We start from the raw sequence: 16,115 nt of genomic DNA, 5'->3' as shown, positions 1-16,115 counted from the left end.
AGCTGGCTGCGCAGGCTGGCCACCGTGCGCTCGGCTGCGTCGGCGCGTTGCTGTGCGCGCTGGTAGCGCTGCGTGGCCCAGGCGCCGAGGGTGGCGACCGCGGCCAGCGTGGCGAGCAAGGCGAGGGCGACGGAGAGCGTGCGGTTCATGCCGCCTCCTTGGATTCGGCGTCGTAGCGGGCGAAGGCGCGGGCGAGCTTGACGTCGTACAGGTTGTCGCGGTAGGCCGGCCCGTTGTACAGGCTGGCGAAGGTCGGCCACTTTCGCGCTTTCAGGGCCTTGTGAAGGGCCGGATCAGCGAGGATGAAGCGCACGAAGGCGTCGAGCTGGGCGGCTTCGCTCAAACGCATGGCATCGGCGAACACCAGCACGCTGGCGTAGCCCAGCAGTTCCCAGTGAAAGCCCATGATCTGGAACAGACCCCAGCTTGCCGAGGCGAGCGCGCAGGCGGGCTCAAGCTCCATGGCGCGCGCCAGGCGCGCATGCTCGCTGGCGCCGCCGCCATAGCCGCCACGCGCCGGATTGACCAGGTTCGGGTACTGACGTGCGAGTGCATCCGCGTCGCGCCCCGTCTGGCGCAGCTGGCGGTACATGATGTGGCGCTCGAACAGGATGACGGGGCGCCCGTCTTCGAGGAAGCCGGTGCCGCGGCTCTCGACCTCGTTGACCGCGCGCACGGTGGCCAGCGGTACGCCGAGCGCTTCTGCTGCGCGCACCAGGTCGGTTGCTGCCAGATGCCTGGGCTGGCGCCCGTCGACCTGGAGCGCCAGGATCGTCTTCGGGCCGGCCAGGCCATCGACCACCAGGCCGTAGCGCTGCTGGGCCGCGCGGACCGCCGCATCGGTCTCCACGCCGAAATGCGCCGTGATGGGCAGGGCAGCGCCGCGCAGGTTCAGCAGGCGCTGCAGTTCGCGCACCTGGGCGCCGTTGTCACCGCGCCGCAGGACGGTCATGGCAGGATCTCCGGAGAAAGCGAACGAATCGGGAGCCGTCGCCGGCGCCCATGCGGAACAGCTCGACCACGTTGCCGCGCTGTGCGAAGACGGCCGCGCACAGGATCAGGTTGAGGCCGACCTGGGCGAGCATCGCCCATGCGTAGCGGGCGAACAGCACGCCGATGACGGCGGTGCCGGCGAGCACGATCAGGACGTAGGCCAGCCGCGCCGCCCAGGGCCGGTGCTCGGCGCCGTCGCGCTGGAAGAACAGCAGCCGCAGGGCGATCAGGGCGCAGAGCAGGGCCTGCATGGCGAAGAGGAGTTTCACTTGGGTTCTCCTTGTTTGCCGCCCCGGAGCAGGGCGAGGATCTTGTCGGAGTGGTCGGCTAGGCGGATCAGCGACAGGAGCAGCTTGACCACCACGGTGGATGCCACCAGGGCGCCCACGCCGAGGTCGACCTCGGCATCCGCCGGCAGCACCTTGGCGATCAGCGCCGCGGCCAGCGGCGCCGAGAGGCAGCCGGCGACCACGGAGAGCACCAGGAAGGCTAGCTTCTTGGAGATCGAGAGCTCATCCGAATTGAGCGCGAAGACGGCGGCGCCGGCGAATGCGCCCAGCACGGTGGCGGCGTCGACGCTGGGCAGGAGAGAGATGGCGCCGGCGGCGGTCACCGCGACGGCGGCGGTGCTGCTGGCGGCGATGGGTTCGGTCATGGTGTCTTGTCCTTGTGGTCAGTCCCATAGCTGCACGCGCGCAATGGCGGGCTGCGGCGGGGTGTCGGGCAGCTCGATCTCGGTGCCGTGGGGCAGCACGGCGCCCAGATCCGCCAGGCCCGGGTTGGCTTCCAGCACCGCCTCGGTCACGCCGGCGGTGCGGCCGTAGATGCGCTGGCAGATGACGTCGACGGTGTCGCCCTGCATGGCTCGCACGCGCATCAGATCAGCGCGATGGTGCTGCGGGGGATGCCGAGCAGGTCGCTGATGGCCCAGCGCCGGTCGCGGCGCAAATCTTCGACGGCCTGCATCAGCGCCTCCGCAGCCTTGTCGCCGGCGGCGGTGGCGTCATAGTCCCGGTAGCGCTCGATCAGGGCGGCCCTGGCGCTGCAGAACACCGCGCGCAGGTAGCGGTGGATGTGGGCGGAGGTGTCGTCGATCCGCGGCGCGGGTACCGCGTCCAGGGTGGCGTGGCCTGCCGCGCTCTGTGCGGCCTTCCAGGCTGCCAGTTCTTCGTTGACCGACAGGGCGGCTTCCACCAGCGCGCCACGCAGCCGCTCAGGGGTCACGGTGCCATCGAGGCGCGTGGCGGCGATGGCGAGGTCGACATCGATGTCGGGGAAGAAGCCATCGTTGCGGATCCGCTCTTGTCCGGCCTTGGCCGGCGCGGTGGCGATGAAGGAAGACATGGTGTGCCTTGGCAGGGTGAAGGCGGTGGACGGGGTGGCCGGGCCGGACCCGCATCGCTGCGCGCCGTGAGGCCGCCCCGTGCCGCCTGGTGCGCGGGGTCACGCTCGGGGTCAGCCCTTGCCGACTCCCTCTCGGGAGTCGGCCGGGGCCGCGTTCTTCAGCTCGCGCTCGAGCTTTTCGATGTCTTTTTTTACGCCGACTTTGTCGTGGAGTTCCAGGGCGCGTTTGAGCGAGCTGAGAGCGAAAGCGCGGTAGCGCCGCTGTACGTCGAGCGGGCTGGCGTCGATGACGCTTAGCTGTGCGTAGCCGACGGCCTTCTGCAGCTTGGCACGCACCTGATCTGGCATGTCCTGGTCGGCGGTCAGGTTCAGCACCGCGACTAGCGTGTCCACGTCGACAGCCTGGCCGGCCTCGGCCGCCTTGAGCCCCATGGTGGCGTACTCCTCGGCGATCAGGCACGCGGTGGTGCGCTGGTACTGGTCGGGCATCGCGAGCTGGTGGCGGATGGCGTAGATCGCCATCGGCAGGGCGCCGGCGAAATCGCCGATATCGATGAACCAGACCATGACGGTCATGAAGACCTCGTCCTGCGCGCCGGTGTCGGCTTCCAGCACGCCTTCGATCCAGGCCGCGTACTCGGGCAGCAGCACGCGCTTGAGTTCGGCCTTGCGTTCGATGGACTGAACCAGCTTGAGCTGGCGCTTGTGGTCCGCCAGCTGCGCCAGCATAAGCTCGTGGCCGGTGGCGTGGCGCAGCGGATTCCCGGCCTGCTCGATGGCTTCTGCGTTGGCCGCGGAGACGCGCAGGAAGTGATGGCGGGCCGGACTGCTCATTCCAGTACCTCGATGTTCTCGGCCATGGTGGCGCAGCCAAGGTCCTCCATGACGTAGGCGTCGTTGCTGGATTCGAAGTTCTCGATCCGGTCGCGGCGCGCGTTGTCGATGATGGTGCGGCGGCGAGCGCCAGACTGGTAGTAGATCGAGAGGTTCTCCAGCTTGGTCACCAGCAGGCCAGCTGCAGGGAAGTAGGGCACGCGTACAGCTGGCAGGTTGCCAATGCGCTTTTGCGCGATGACGAGGTCGGCGGCCAGGGTCTCCGAGGGTTCGCGGTTCTTGTTCACCACTGGGAAGTACTTGTCGGCCAGCAGCTTGCGGCCGCAGATAACCACCAGGTCGGGGTCTTCCTGGTACCAGGGCTCCAGCATCTCGTTGACCAGGTCGAACACCAGGGCGTCCAGATTGGCGTAGTCGCCCTTGGTGCCGACGACGATCTTGCCGGCGCTCTTGCCCTCCTTCATGACGCGCTGCGGTGCTTGCTCGCGCATGTGTTGCAGCCAGCCCTTGTTGACGTCCTGCAGCAGCGGATTGGCGGCGCGATCGGAGTCTGCTTCGCGGCGCACGCCGTTGAAGCCGATGATCATGCGGTCGAGTGCCTGCCGCTTGATGATGGCGTCGCGGATGCGCGTCTGGAAGTCGGGGAATTTGGCCCAGGCGTCCAGCTTCTGGTACGTGATGTGCGTGTCGGAGTCGGTCTTCTCGCAGCGGTACCGGCGGTCGTCGAGGGTGGTGAGGTCGCTGGTCTGGCGATCACGCTTGGACGTGTCTGTGGTGCTGGCGGCCGGGCCGGACACGCCCAGGCCGATCTTCTCGCCTTCGAGTTCCAGGACGGGGTAGACGTTGATCGAGTTGAGGAATTGGCTGGATTCCTGGATCTTGGCCTCAAGCGTCTGCTGCACGCTGGGCTCGACCGAGAACTTACGGTCGACGCGTTGCACGCCGTTGAGCTGGGCGATGGTGTCGGCAAACTGCTCGTACAGGACGCGGGTGTCGTTACGCATTGTGGTGGCTCCGGTTGGATGTGGTGGAATGCGCTGCTGCTGCGCGATGGTTTGCACCGCTTCCTGCATGTCGGCGTTGCTAGCGTCGGTGTCCTGCTGCCTAGCGAACAGCTTCTTGATGCTGGCCGCGACGCCGGGCTTGAGCGCAACAGGCGTCTGCTCGGGTTCGAATTCGAGAGCGATCTCCACGGCCTCGGAGAAGAGGTTGTCCGGGTCCTGCTTGCGCTCGGTCAGCGGGCTCTGCTTGGCTTTGGCGCTGAATTGCAGCATCTCGCAGCCCAGGCTGGCGGGGTTGTCGGTGACAGCCAGGCCGACCAGGTAGGCCTCGCCTGTGTCGGCGAAGTCGGGGCGGACCTCCATGGAGCAGTAGATTTTCTGGCGGGCCTTGTTGAGTGCCACCAGCTCGGCGGTTGGGTCGATCTGGGCGTACAGGCCGAGCTTGCCATTTTCTTCCTCGGTCTTCAGCGCGACAACGTCGCCATAGGCCTTGAACGGGCCGCTCGGGTCGTAGCCGCGGATGTGCTCCAGGTTGACGCGCGCGCCATAGGTCTTGGGCTCGTAGCTGGTAGCCATCTGCACCAGCATGTCGCGGTCAATGGTGCGGCCATCGCTGGTTGCGCCTTCGGTAGCGATGCGAAAAAACTTGGTCTTGGCGGCCATGGTGTCCTCGTGTTGGCGATGCGTCGTGGTGCTGCCATCTTGTGCGGCGTGGCACGCGCGGGCAATGTCGATGCGTTGTGGCTGGGGCCTACACAACATGAGCGACGTGGCACGCGTGCGCGCGGCAGGTAGCGTGGCGGCATGGATACGCAAGCCCTCTCAATAGTTCCTGCCGAAGCGGTGATGGACCCTCGCCGACGCGCTCGGGCGCTTTACTGGCAGGGCTATCGCATTGCGCGCATCGCCGAGATGCTGAGCATCACCGCGGCCACCGTCTACAGCTGGAAGCGGCGCGATGCTTGGGATTCGGCGGACCCTGTCGAGCGGGTCAGCACCTGCATTGAGGCGCGCATGGCGCAGTTGATCGCCAAGGAAACGAAGGAGGGGAAGGACTTCAAGGAGATTGACTTGCTGGGCCGGCAGATGGAGCGGCTTGCGCGCGTCCGGCGCTACGAGGTCAGTGGCAGCGAGGCGGATCTGAACCCGAAAGTAGCGAATCGGAACAAGGCGCCAAGGAAAGCGCCCGAGCGCAATGCGGTGAGCGAGGAACAGCAGGTTCAACTGGTCGAAGCCTTCATGGATTCGCTGTTCGGCTACCAGAAGGGTTGGTATGAGGCGGGTCTAACCGAGCGTATCCGCAACATCCTGAAGAGCCGGCAGATTGGCGCTACCTGGTACTTTGCGCGGGAGGCGTTCATCGACGCGCTGACCACCGGGCGCAACCAGGTCTTCCTCTCCGCCAGCAAGGCGCAGGCGCACGTCTTTAAGCAGTACATCATCCAGTTCGCGCGGGATGCCGCCGGCGTGGAGTTGCGGGGCGATCCCATTGTGCTGCCGAATGGCGCCACGTTGTATTTCCTTGGCACCAATGCGCGCACGGCACAGAGCTACCACGGCAACTTGTACCTGGACGAGTACTTCTGGATTCAGCGCTTCCAGGAACTGCGCAAGGTAGCGTCTGGGATGGCTATTCATGCCAGGTGGAGGCAAACCTATTTCTCCACGCCATCCAGCCTGGCGCACGAGGCCTATCCGTTCTGGTCCGGCGCGCTTTTCAATCGTGGACGGAAGAAGGAGACCCGGGTACAGGTCGATATCGACCACGCCAGGCTGCAGCATGGCAAGCGGTGCGGCGATGGGCAGTGGCGTCAGATCGTCACCGTCGAGGACGCGGTGCGCGGTGGCTGCAATCTGTTCGACCTGGACCAGCTCCGCCTCGAGTACAGCGATGCCGATTTCGAGAACCTGCTGATGTGCGGGTTCATCGATGACAACGCCTCCGTGTTCCCGCTGTCCGTGATGATGCGCTGCATGGTCGATAGCTGGGAGGTGTGGGAAGACTTCCGACACTGGTCGCCGCGGCCATTCGGCAACCGCGAGGTGTGGGTAGGCTATGACCCGAATGGCGGCGGTGGCGACAGCGCCGCGCTGGTGGTCGTGGCGCCCCCGCTGGTGGCCGGCGGCAAGTTCCGCGTGCTGGAGAAGCACCAGTTCCGCGGCATCGACTATGAAGAGCAGGCTGCCGCCATCCAGCGTGTTACCGAGCGCTACAACGTGAGCTACATCGGTATCGACCGCACTGGGATCGGCGATGCTGTGTTCAAGCTGGCGCAGAAGTTCTTTCCCGGGGCCGAGGGCTTCACGTATTCGGTCGACGTCAAGACTGGCTTGGTGCTCAAGGCGAACGATGTCATCAGCAAGGGCCGGTTGGAGTTCGACGCCGGCTGGACGGACTTCGCCGCATCCTTCATGTCCATCAAGAAAACTACCACCGCCGCTGGCGGGAGGGTCACGTACCAGGCCGGCCGCTCAGAGGAAACCAGCCACGCGGATCTCGCGTGGGCCTGCATGCATGCGCTTTCGCACGAGCCGCTCGAAGGCGTTACTACTACCAATTCAAGCATTATGGAGTTGTCATGAGTCGAAGGAAAGCACGCCGCCCGGCGCCTGTTGAATCGCACGCCACGCCGGCATCGTCGGTGGAGGCTTTCACGTTTGGCGATCCGGTTGCCGTGCTGGACCGGCGCGAGCTGCTCGACTATGTGGAGTGCTTGCGCTCGGGGAAGTGGTTCGAGCCACCGCTGTCCTGGGATGGGTTGGCGCGGTCGTTCCGCGCGGCTGTGCATCACAGTTCGCCGATCTATGTGAAGCGGAACATCCTGGTGTCTACCTTTGTGCCACACAAGCTGCTGTCGCGCTCGGCGTTTTCACGGTGGGTGCTGGACTTCCTGATCTTTGGCAATTCCTACCTGGAGCGCCGAGACAATGCGCTAGGTAAGCCCGTCAGCCTTGAGCCGGCCTTGGCCAAGTACGTGCGGCGTGGCGTGGACCTCAATCGCTACTGGTTCGTGCAGAACTGGCAGACGCCGCATGAGTTCAAGTCGGGGAGTGTCTTCCATCTGCTGGAGCCGGATATCAACCAGGAGGTGTATGGGTTGCCGGAATATCTGTCGGCACTCAATGCGACCTGGTTGAATGAGTCGGCCACGCTATTCCGCCGGCGGTATTACAAGAACGGTAGCCATGCCGGCTTCATCCTGTACATGACGGATGCCGCTCAGAAGCAGGAAGACGTGGATGCACTGCGCGAGGCGATGAAGAACAGCAAGGGGCCAGGGAATTTCCGGAATCTGTTTATGTACGCGCCGGGGGGCAAGAAGGAGGGAATTCAGCTGATCCCGGTGTCGGAGGTGGCGGCGAAGGATGAGTTCTGGAACATCAAGAACGTGACGCGGGATGACCAGCTATCAGCGCACCGCGTGCCGCCGCAGTTGATGGGGATTATTCCCAGCAACACGGGCGGCTTTGGGGATGTGGGGAAGGCGGCGGAGGTGTTTGCGCGGAATGAGATTGGGCCACTACAGGAGCGATTGAGGGAGTGCAACGAATGGCTCGGGGTGGAAATTGTAAAGTTCGGCCCATATTCATTGGCCGACTGATGAGCTTGCTTGAGCTAGGTTCTGGAATGTTCTCTGATTTTCTTGTGGTGGTTCGGCCAATCCAAGCGGCACCGCGCCGGCTTGGCTGAAAATTTGAAACTTAATCTTTAGGAGACCAAGGCGGTGAACTTTTCCTTGAGAAGAGGGAAGCTATGGGCCCCAACGGAGGAGTTTTTAGCATCTAATAGTAGGGCTTCGATATCTTGGTCTGTCAAGGCAATTATAAAGCCTCGTTGGTCCTTGGCAGTGTCATTGCATCCCTTTGCTAGTCTTTTCGCGTCCGCGATGGTGCGGCAGACGAGTAAGCCGACCTGGCCCCGACTTGGGGAGAATCGCCCCGATAATTGGTCTAGCTCTGGATTGCCAACCTCTTTCCCATAATTTTTGCATTCAACAAAGATGAAGGCAGAAGGATAATGCAGTAATAGCCAATGGAAAAACCCCGTTCTGGCTTCGTTGGTGTATGTTATATCAATCCGTTTTCGGCCTTCATGGATGTTATGCTGTTTTTTGGGGTTGCATAATACGGGATAAAATATGGCTGAAAGAATTTTTTCGATGAGATTTTCGTAAGCTGATGCATGATCGCGCCCAGTCGGGCAGTTCTTCAACTCCAGAATTAGGCTATCCCAATCGAGAGGGGCGGTCGCTTCGATCTCCGAAATCTCCCCGTGTTCTAGCGGTGGGGAGGTTCTGCTGTCTTTGTCGGCCTTATATTTTTCAAGAATGTACGGTCGTTTGAGTGTTTGCTCGACAACAGCAAGTTTGTCAGCGCCATACTTGGCCCGCAGTGCTCTCTTTGTTACTCTTGGAGTGCCGTTCTTCAAAAAGTAAACAAGGCTTGATTGCTTTGCGATTTCCTCTTTTTGCATCTCCGGCAGGAGGTACTGCGAGTAATATTCCGCATACCGGTAACTTAGCTTATGCCGCACAAGAAGTTTTGGAACTAAGATTATTTTTCCTTCTGAGGTCGTGGGGAGTTCAACGAACGCATCCTCCCATACTTCTTCTTGCGGGTTCCAAATGGGGCCAGATGCTACGCCGGGTGTCAATGGAATTCCATAATAAGCACACATATCCTGTGTGTAGCTAATTAATGGGCCCCGAAGAATATTGCAAACCGCATCGGATATCATATCTTTACCTATTCCTTCGATGAGGAGGCAGGTATCTTCAAGATCCTTCAATAACCCAGAAACCGATGCTTGGCTTTTGGATAGTGCGCCCCAGACTGATTCCGCAGATTTTGCACCAAATGCATGTCCCCTCGATTTTCCTCGGGAGTAACCGAGGTGAAATTCGTTTCGTTCATTTAAACTACTAAGAAGTTTTTGGGCTTCTTGGTTTTTGCCGGCGCGAATTCGTTGTAAAACGGTCTCGAAATAACTTTGCACGAGTGAGGCGCATTCGTGACCCCATGGGGATTTAAGGGTGCGAAGCGCGCTTGGGTCAATAAATACTTCGATGTCTGTGTCTAATCGAATATCGACAAAATCTAAATATGGTTGTGTCTTGCCAAGGTCGAAATATTCAGAGACCCGCATTGTTATCGTGCTCCATTATTATGATCCGCGCAAAAGGGTGAGGCTAGGTGGCTATTTTCGCGATGCTGATTTTAAGACTTTTGCTAGCGGAAGCGACCATATCAGCTCATTGACATTAGGTCACCCCCCCAAGAGAAGGCTGTCACTTAGGTGAATTTCGGCGCGGTGGGAGCGAGCACCGTGTGCGTCAAAGGGCGTGTGCCTAAGGCGCCGCATCGTGGGCCGACTCGCTCTTTTCCTGCGATTCCGCGCGGTTGAGACCCCGCCTCGCCGGCCCGCTTTGTCGAGTGGTTTTTCTGCAGGTGCAAGTGCAACGTCCGGACTGGCCCGCGCGAAAGCAACTCGCTCTGACAACCTTCACGGAGCCTTGCGAATTTATGCGGATAAAGGCACATGACGGGGCTCCACCAAGAGCACACATGAGCAAGGTTGGCGCGGGCATCTCCGCACCGCGAAATTGAGATACGGGGGCCTCTCCGGAAAAAGGTAACTTCGCTAACTACCCCCAGAAATCGTATCTAAGTGCTTGATTTATAAAGGAGCGGATGGTTACCTCTGAAAGGTAATTCGGGGTAACCAAAAAGGTAACCTACTTCTAAGTGCTTGATTTTATTGATGATTGGACAGGAGGGAAGTTACTCTTGAAAAAGGTAACTGATTACCTCCAAGTTACCCCGATGTTACCTTCAGCCAGAAAGCTGAAATCCCTTGTCTGGTAAGGCTTTCCGAGACTTTTCGAGCATCCAGTTACCGAGGTTACCTTTTTCCGGACCCCCGCCAGACTTTAGATTTGCCCATGTCGGCCCGGTGTCCCTGCAGCTCTCCATCCATTTGCTTCCTCACGCCTCGATCGCGATCACGTGCGCGCACGAATCGAGAGGATCGTGCCAATCCCGACGCTCGATGACCTTATCCGAAGCGAGCGATCCCACTGCGCTCGGCCGCGCTGCCGGCGGCGTCTGCCGCGTTACACTGCCGAAAAATAAACGGGATATGGGATTGATCTTATGGGATCGAATGAATCCGGGGATTCTGGGGCGGCGAGTATCAAGCGCAATCCGCGATGGGAGCGCGACGAGCTCATTCTGGCTTTGCAGCTCTACCTTAGGCACAGGGCGTCGCCGCCTGGCAAAGAGAGTGCTGAGGTGGCAGAGCTGTCGGCGCTTCTCAATAAGGTAGGCCGAGTGCTGGGCTCGGCCAACGCCGAGACTTACCGCAACCCCAACGGCGTCTACATGAAGATGATGAACTTCCGACGGTTCGACGCCGACTACACGAAGGCAGGGAAGGTCGGGCTCACTCGGGGAAACAAGGACGAGGAGGTTGTCTGGTCGGAATATGCAACGGACCTGGCCAGGCTTGAATCTGTGTGCAAGGCCATAAGGGCCGCGGTCCAGGACAAGGCCCTACGCGTCGATCTCGCCGGTCCCGAGGAGCCGGACATCCAGGATGCCGCGGAAGGCCGAGTGCTGACGCGCGTGCATAGATTGCGCGAGCGCAGCCGCAAGCTTGTCGAGGCGGCGAAGGCGGCCGCGCGCAAGAAGCACGGCCGCCTATTCTGCGAGGCCTGTGGCTTCGATTTCGCAGCGAAGTACGGACCTGCAGGCGAAGGGCTCATTGACGTTCACCACACGAAGCCGGTTCATACTCTGGTTGAAGGGGAAAAGACAAGGCTTGAGGATCTCGCGCTGCTCTGCGCAAACTGTCACCGCGTGGTGCATTCCTCTCGATTGTGGAAAACCGTTGAGGAGGTTTCGGCCCTGGCTCGGAAAGGCGCAGCGTAGAGGCGAGGTCGGAACACTGCGATACTGGAGAGAGTGTGACGCGGGAGTGGGGTTCGAGTCAGAAAAGACCTCAATCGCCAGTTTCCTGTGGTTCCCCAAGTGCAGCGTAAGGTACTGAATTCTCTGCACTTTTGCTTCCCCTCCCTCGCACCACCCACCCCTTTCCGCAGTACACAAATCCACACCAAAGTAGACCGCAAACCTAAGCCCCACAAGGGTTTCTAGGATTTTGCACGTCCTCGCTTTCGTGTCGGGAAAGCCGCACAAAAACCCGCGAAAATACGCCTCATTACGCTTGAATTACGCCAGCACTACGTCCGGGTCTGCCGGCGCGCGGCCTGCTCGGTACAATGGCCATGTGCCAAGCGCACCACAATATCGGGATGAGCGCGTTTGCTCTGGCTCCGGGGCCCTAAGGAATTTGGGCAGTGGCAAGTCGGTTCGAGTACGGTGAAACGCGCTTTGTCGCTACAGGCATGATCGGTGAGCGTGTCTATGTGCTGGTGTACACAATGCGAGGCGAGACGATGCGCGTCATCAGCCTGCGCAAAGCCAACCGCCGCCAGGTGTTGAACTATGTCGACGAAACGTAGTGTCCATATCCCTAGCGAAGCCGAGGACAGGGCGCTGACACTCGCGGCGGAATCCGACCCCGACAACCCGCCGCTTACCGATGAGGAACTGGCGCGCATGCGACCCGCGCGGGAAGTGCTGCCCAAGCTGATCGGTGAGAAGGCAGCGCAGCCCTTGCTCAAGCCGCGCGGCCGGCCGGCGCTGCCGGCAGACCAGCGCAAGGTATCGCTCAACATGCGAGCCGACCGCGATGTGATCGACGCATTCAAGGCAACCGGAGATGGCTGGCAGACGCGTATCAACGAAGTACTGCGCGCCTACGCGAAGTCCCACCGCATGCTGCCCCGCGGCTGACCTGCTGCTTTCCTCCGTGCCACTTGCCTCTTTCCTGTGGTCGTCCCCGTAGCGGCGCCTAGAGCGCCGCTATTCGTTTCTCCTCTCCAAGCCACCACTCCGACATCGATGCCGCCGATGCACTTCCAGGTGGCGATCACGTTGCCGACCTGCGAGGCTGCCTGTTTGAATCCCTTGGCGCCGCCACGGAGGCCACAGCAGAAGCCGAATGTCTTGTACTCGCGGCGGATCGTGCGAGCACCTCGCTGTAGGAGAAAGCCTCGCTGCGGGAGGACGTAGTTCCTACATTCTGCCGATCGATCGATGCGTATGCTGGAAAAAGCCGAAGGGTGTTTAGGAGAGCCTCATGAAGACCATTCTTGTGTTGATTGCCGCATCAGTTGCGCTGCTTGGCGGGTGCGTTGTCGCACCCGATCGAGACGAGCACCGCGGGGGGTACTACGGCGGAGATGGGCGAGCAGATCATGGTGATCGCTATTGGGGGGATCATCGGGACTACAGTGGTGACAGAGATCGATGGCAGGGCGCCCCGAGGTACTAGCGTGCTCCGCACCCTCTAGCATTCCTCCATCCAAAGGCCGGATACCCGTGCTGCCCCGATAGGCAGACCTGCCAAGGATTGACGCTCGCAGCCACCTTGGGGTGGGTTATTTTTGGGTCTTGGGCTGCTGGAGCGTGGAGCCGGCCGACGACTGATACAGAGACGGTTGGGAATATGATGTTTCGCTATCGCTCGTCGCGGTGTCTCCTTTAGAGCGAGAGCGGGCACCTGCGGCGCTGTAGCGCTTTCCAAGATCGGCGTTCACTCCACCCGCGGAGTAGCCCTGCGTCTGGCCAGAACCGTAGCTGCCCATGGTGGCAGTCTGGCCGTAGCCAGACGTGCCGCCGGCTTGGCCATAACTGGCCGCACCAAGACGCGGCCCGGCCTGGGCTGTCCCAGCCAACAGCACAAGAATCAAGCAGGGTATCTGTTTCATTTGTAGGCTCCACTTCGTAGATGTAAGGCTGATTACCTGATAGGAGGTCATTGTGCTGTCCAGCCAATGACTGGCTTTCCCTACCGAAGTTGGGAACGACAAATACAACGGGCCAGGGGGCGCGTCGGCCAGCAGCTTCTTGAGCGCGGCCTTGCGTTGCATGGGGGGAGAATTCGGGCAGCTGCGGCGCCGATGCGCGCGAGGGCACGATATGGCGGAGCGCCTACGAGCCGCAGGTGGCCACGGAATCTAGACTAGTCGCCGGTCAGCCAATCGAAGAACTTGTACACACCATAGGCTGCCGCTGCGCCCAGTGCAACAGGTGCCGCGGCTGCTGCAACTGCCGAGCCACCGGCGAGGGACGCGATTCCAGCCACGACCCCGGATCCCGACGGCAAGGTACTTAACGGGCGGAGTGGTGGCCGCTAAACCCCTCATTCGGAGGGGTTTGACTGGACATGCAATCAGAATGCCGAAGGCCGGTCCGGCGGCTATAGCTTTGCGAGCGCATTCACTCCTGACGCGCGCGGCGCGGGCGCGGCATCCATCAGCGCGCCACAGGCCCGCGATGGCGGGCGGACTGCCGCTGCCGGCCACAGCAGCCAATCAGCTCGACATCCACGATGGGCATTTTCACTGTGAAGCGCAGTGGCCAGGGCGACAGCCGCCGACTGAGGCAGCCCACTCCTCCGGGGAGATTTAGGATCGTCCAAATGCCTGCCGGTATTGCGCCGGCGTAAGCGCTGTCAGGTCCTTGAACATCCGGCGCATCCCGGAGTCGCTGCTAAAGCCGAGTTCCGCGCTGATCGTATTGGCCGGCGCAGAGGTATGAATCAGGCGCTCGCTTACTTGATTGAGCTTTATCCGGCGCACATAGCTTGCGACCGGCAAGCCGGTCGCGGCAACAACTTTCCGGGCCAGGGTTCGCTCTGTCATGTTCAGTTCCTGGGCCAGGCGGGCAACTGTCGCCTCAGTAGCAGAAATCTGTTCCGCAATCATGTGCAGCTTGCGCAGTAACCGATCCGGCTGCTCGATCAGACTCCTCATCTGAAAGGCATGATGAGTGCGCTCGGGACGCGGCAAGACCATAAGCTTCGTCAGATCCCGGTAGGCTTCCCTGCTGATCCGCTTTTCTATGAAAGACTGTGCGATCGGCAGATAACCGTTGACCCCTGACGCGGTCGCAGTACGCAAGTTGTAAACACTGGTTCGTTCGGTTTGCCAAACGGCCTTGGGAAACTGCTCTCGCATCATGTCGGCCAGCCACCATGTGACCGTCGCCTTTTGCCCGTTCAGCCTGCCCGTGGCGGCAGCCAGGCAGACGCCGGTGCAGTAGCTCCACATCATCACGCTTCTTTGCAGGCCGGCCAAAGCCGTGATCATGCCCGCATTCTTCGCCAGGGCGCCGGCTATCTGCCAGGCTGATTCAGCCCAGAACCCGGGTATCAGTATTGCATTGAGGCAGGCGTCTTGAGCCGCGGACGCGGCTTTCAGCGAATGGCCGTGAGCGCATTCGACAAGGCCCGCCTGGGCCGCTACAAACACCGGCTCGAAGAGAACCATCCCGGCCCGGCGGTTCGCCGCATGAACAAGATCCGCGAACGCGAACAGCCCTGCCGGCAAGCATTCCGGGTACAGCAGCAAACCGATGCGGAAGGGAGCCGGCGGAGGCATGGCAGAAAATAATCGTTTTATGTCAGTTCTGGCCATTTTAGGAGAGCGACGCGCAGCACACAATGAATTCCTCCCATCAGGAAGGATAGATCATGAAAATAACGCAACTCCGCAATGCCACGGCCGTCGTCGAGATTGGCGCTTATACGATCCTGGTTGATCCGATGCTGGCACCAAGAGGCGCATTGCCGCCACTGAGGTTTCTCGGCCAGCGAGAGCGCAATCCCGTCGTTGATTTGCCGCCGGTGACCGATTCGTTGCTGGAATCGGTGACGCATTGCCTGATTACGCATTGCCAGAAAGGGCATTTCGACCATCTCGACCGCATGGGAAAGCACTGGCTACGCAGCAGGCAAATTCCCGTTATCTGCACGCCGCACGATGCGGAGCATCTTCGTCAACGCGGCTTAAACGTACATCCGCTGGCGGAGAATCATCAAGAACCGCAACCATTCCTCGGCGGGAAAATCAGGACAATGGCTTGCCGGCATGGGAAAGGCATGGTTGGACTGTTGATGGAGCACGGCGTCGGCTACTTAATCGAGATGCCGGGGGAGCCTAGCCTGTATCTCTCCGGCGATACCATTTTTACACCCGCAATTCGCGAATTTATCGCGCGCCTTCAACCCCAGGTTTCCCTGATCCCGGCCGGAGGAGCCAAGTTCGACGTCGGGGACGAAATCATCATGGGCACGGGTGACGTGATTGAATTCACCCAGGCCCTGAAAGGCATAGTAGTTGCCAATCATCTGGAAGCGCTGAGTCATTGCCCCGTACAACGGGCGGAACTAAGGGTCGCGGCAGCCCGTGCAGGCGTGGGCGACAGGTTGCGGATTCCCGCGGATGGGGAGGCCTTGGAATTCGCGGCTTGAAGGTTTGGCCTTGGGGTCGAGAGCAGCAGTTCGTCGGTTATCAGCTCCCGGAGCCGGACTGTCCGCTGGTGAAAGTTCCGGGGACGGCCAGCGACGTTGAGTGGTACCGCGCCGCGCTGGCCGAGTTGCTGTTGCGCGCCGGCTATGAGGTCAGGCTGAAGGCGGCGGCGGTGGCGGCGTGTCAGTGAGCGCACGCAGCGGAGCAAGGGACGCGGCTGGCGGACCCGGAGAACAATGCTAGGGCCTGCAGGGGAAGGCTTTCCTCAACTCTCGTAGCAATGTGGGGGTCACGTAGTCGACGTCGGGGGGGCTGTTCAAGATAAGCTGTTTGGCGGTGTCATTGGTCAGCGCCAAGTTGCCCGGCATGCAGAATAGCGGCGTGCCATTGATCACCCGCGCGGTAGAGGCACTCCAGGTTACGCCTTCCGTCAAGCCTTGCAGAAAGGCGTCGGTGTGCGAGTTCATGGCGGGATTTGCGGCCATTGCACGGAAGAATTTGACAGTCATGTCGGCGTGCGCGGGGGCAGCAACGGTCGCGGTGAGCGTCGCAGCAAGCAATATTC

At 61.1% G+C, this 16,115-nt stretch carries 17 protein-coding genes; 6 read left to right on the top strand and 11 right to left on the bottom strand.

The features are described from left to right. Nucleotides 1-145: 145 nt before the first annotated feature. The 7 genes from AC1DO7_RS34275 to AC1DO7_RS34245 all read right to left on the bottom strand — a co-directional run bounded on the left by AC1DO7_RS34275 (nt 146) and on the right by AC1DO7_RS34245 (nt 4,835). Nucleotides 146-952 carry an N-acetylmuramidase domain-containing protein gene (locus AC1DO7_RS34275; protein WP_477117118.1) on the bottom strand — a complete coding sequence of 269 codons (807 nt, stop codon included), beginning with the start codon at nt 950-952 and terminating at the stop codon, nt 146-148. Continuing rightward, nucleotides 930-1,262 carry a phage holin family protein gene (locus AC1DO7_RS34270; protein WP_477117117.1) on the bottom strand — a complete coding sequence of 111 codons (333 nt, stop codon included), beginning with the start codon at nt 1,260-1,262 and terminating at the stop codon, nt 930-932. The genes AC1DO7_RS34275 and AC1DO7_RS34270 overlap by 23 nt, the downstream gene beginning before the upstream one ends. Then, entirely contained in the window at nt 1,259-1,648 is a 390-nt protein-coding gene (locus AC1DO7_RS34265) for a putative holin (protein ID WP_477117116.1), read from the bottom strand. The genes AC1DO7_RS34270 and AC1DO7_RS34265 overlap by 4 nt, the downstream gene beginning before the upstream one ends. 18 nt (nt 1,649-1,666) lie before the next feature. After that, nucleotides 1,667-1,870: a tail protein X gene (locus tag AC1DO7_RS34260; protein WP_477117115.1), complete on the bottom strand. Its 204-nt coding sequence runs from the start codon at nt 1,868-1,870 to the stop codon at nt 1,667-1,669. Next, nucleotides 1,870-2,337, bottom strand: coding sequence for a head completion/stabilization protein (locus AC1DO7_RS34255; RefSeq protein ID WP_477117114.1), 468 nt, complete (start codon nt 2,335-2,337; stop codon nt 1,870-1,872). The genes AC1DO7_RS34260 and AC1DO7_RS34255 overlap by 1 nt, the downstream gene beginning before the upstream one ends. 111 nt (nt 2,338-2,448) lie before the next feature. Further along, on the bottom strand, nt 2,449-3,171 hold the full coding sequence (locus AC1DO7_RS34250) for a phage terminase small subunit (protein WP_477117113.1): 723 nt from the start codon (nt 3,169-3,171) through the stop codon (nt 2,449-2,451). Next, a complete protein-coding gene (locus AC1DO7_RS34245) occupies nt 3,168-4,835 on the bottom strand; it encodes a phage major capsid protein, P2 family (protein ID WP_477117112.1) in 1,668 nt (555 codons plus the stop codon). Before AC1DO7_RS34245 ends, AC1DO7_RS34250 begins: the two co-directional genes overlap by 4 nt. A 141-nt stretch (nt 4,836-4,976) precedes the next feature. On the opposite strand from AC1DO7_RS34245, the gene AC1DO7_RS34240 reads away from it, so the two are divergent. After that, a complete protein-coding gene (locus AC1DO7_RS34240) occupies nt 4,977-6,755 on the top strand; it encodes a terminase ATPase subunit family protein (RefSeq protein ID WP_477117111.1) in 1,779 nt (592 codons plus the stop codon). Then, nucleotides 6,752-7,774 (top strand): phage portal protein, encoded by a 1,023-nt coding sequence (locus tag AC1DO7_RS34235; RefSeq protein WP_477117110.1) that lies wholly within the window; start codon nt 6,752-6,754, stop codon nt 7,772-7,774. Before AC1DO7_RS34240 ends, AC1DO7_RS34235 begins: the two co-directional genes overlap by 4 nt. Before the next feature lie 107 nt (nt 7,775-7,881). On the opposite strand, the gene AC1DO7_RS34230 is transcribed toward AC1DO7_RS34235, so the two are convergent. Then, the gene (locus AC1DO7_RS34230; RefSeq protein WP_477117109.1) at nt 7,882-9,318 is read right to left on the bottom strand and encodes a hypothetical protein; all 1,437 of its coding nucleotides are present in this window, start codon (nt 9,316-9,318) and stop codon (nt 7,882-7,884) included. A 1,007-nt stretch (nt 9,319-10,325) separates the two neighbouring features. On the opposite strand from AC1DO7_RS34230, the gene AC1DO7_RS34225 reads away from it, so the two are divergent. From AC1DO7_RS34225 to AC1DO7_RS34215, 3 genes are all read left to right on the top strand, one after another. Further along, the gene (locus AC1DO7_RS34225; RefSeq protein ID WP_477117108.1) at nt 10,326-11,102 is read left to right on the top strand and encodes an HNH endonuclease; all 777 of its coding nucleotides are present in this window, start codon (nt 10,326-10,328) and stop codon (nt 11,100-11,102) included. A 428-nt stretch (nt 11,103-11,530) separates the two neighbouring features. Continuing rightward, nucleotides 11,531-11,695 carry a BrnT family toxin gene (locus AC1DO7_RS34220; protein ID WP_441615958.1) on the top strand — a complete coding sequence of 55 codons (165 nt, stop codon included), beginning with the start codon at nt 11,531-11,533 and terminating at the stop codon, nt 11,693-11,695. After that, nucleotides 11,679-12,029 carry a BrnA antitoxin family protein gene (locus AC1DO7_RS34215; RefSeq protein WP_441615956.1) on the top strand — a complete coding sequence of 117 codons (351 nt, stop codon included), beginning with the start codon at nt 11,679-11,681 and terminating at the stop codon, nt 12,027-12,029. Before AC1DO7_RS34220 ends, AC1DO7_RS34215 begins: the two co-directional genes overlap by 17 nt. Nucleotides 12,030-12,676: 647 nt before the next feature. On the opposite strand, the gene AC1DO7_RS34210 is transcribed toward AC1DO7_RS34215, so the two are convergent. Further along, the gene (locus tag AC1DO7_RS34210) at nt 12,677-13,168 is read right to left on the bottom strand and encodes a hypothetical protein (protein ID WP_441615955.1); all 492 of its coding nucleotides are present in this window, start codon (nt 13,166-13,168) and stop codon (nt 12,677-12,679) included. Between the two features lie 537 nt (nt 13,169-13,705). Further along, entirely contained in the window at nt 13,706-14,716 is a 1,011-nt protein-coding gene (locus AC1DO7_RS34205) for a GlxA family transcriptional regulator (RefSeq protein WP_441615953.1), read from the bottom strand. A gap of 56 nt (nt 14,717-14,772) precedes the next feature. On the opposite strand from AC1DO7_RS34205, the gene AC1DO7_RS34200 reads away from it, so the two are divergent. Beyond that, the gene (locus AC1DO7_RS34200) at nt 14,773-15,552 is read left to right on the top strand and encodes an MBL fold metallo-hydrolase (RefSeq protein ID WP_441615951.1); all 780 of its coding nucleotides are present in this window, start codon (nt 14,773-14,775) and stop codon (nt 15,550-15,552) included. Nucleotides 15,553-15,789: 237 nt separating this feature from the next. Here AC1DO7_RS34200 and AC1DO7_RS34195 read toward each other — a convergent pair. Continuing rightward, the coding region (locus AC1DO7_RS34195) for a hypothetical protein (protein ID WP_477117107.1) at nt 15,790-16,115 on the bottom strand (326 nt) is incomplete at its 5' end.

The sequence above is a fragment of the Cupriavidus sp. 05N40 genome (assembly GCF_056397305.1).
This window is presented reverse-complemented; position numbering and strand designations above follow the sequence as displayed.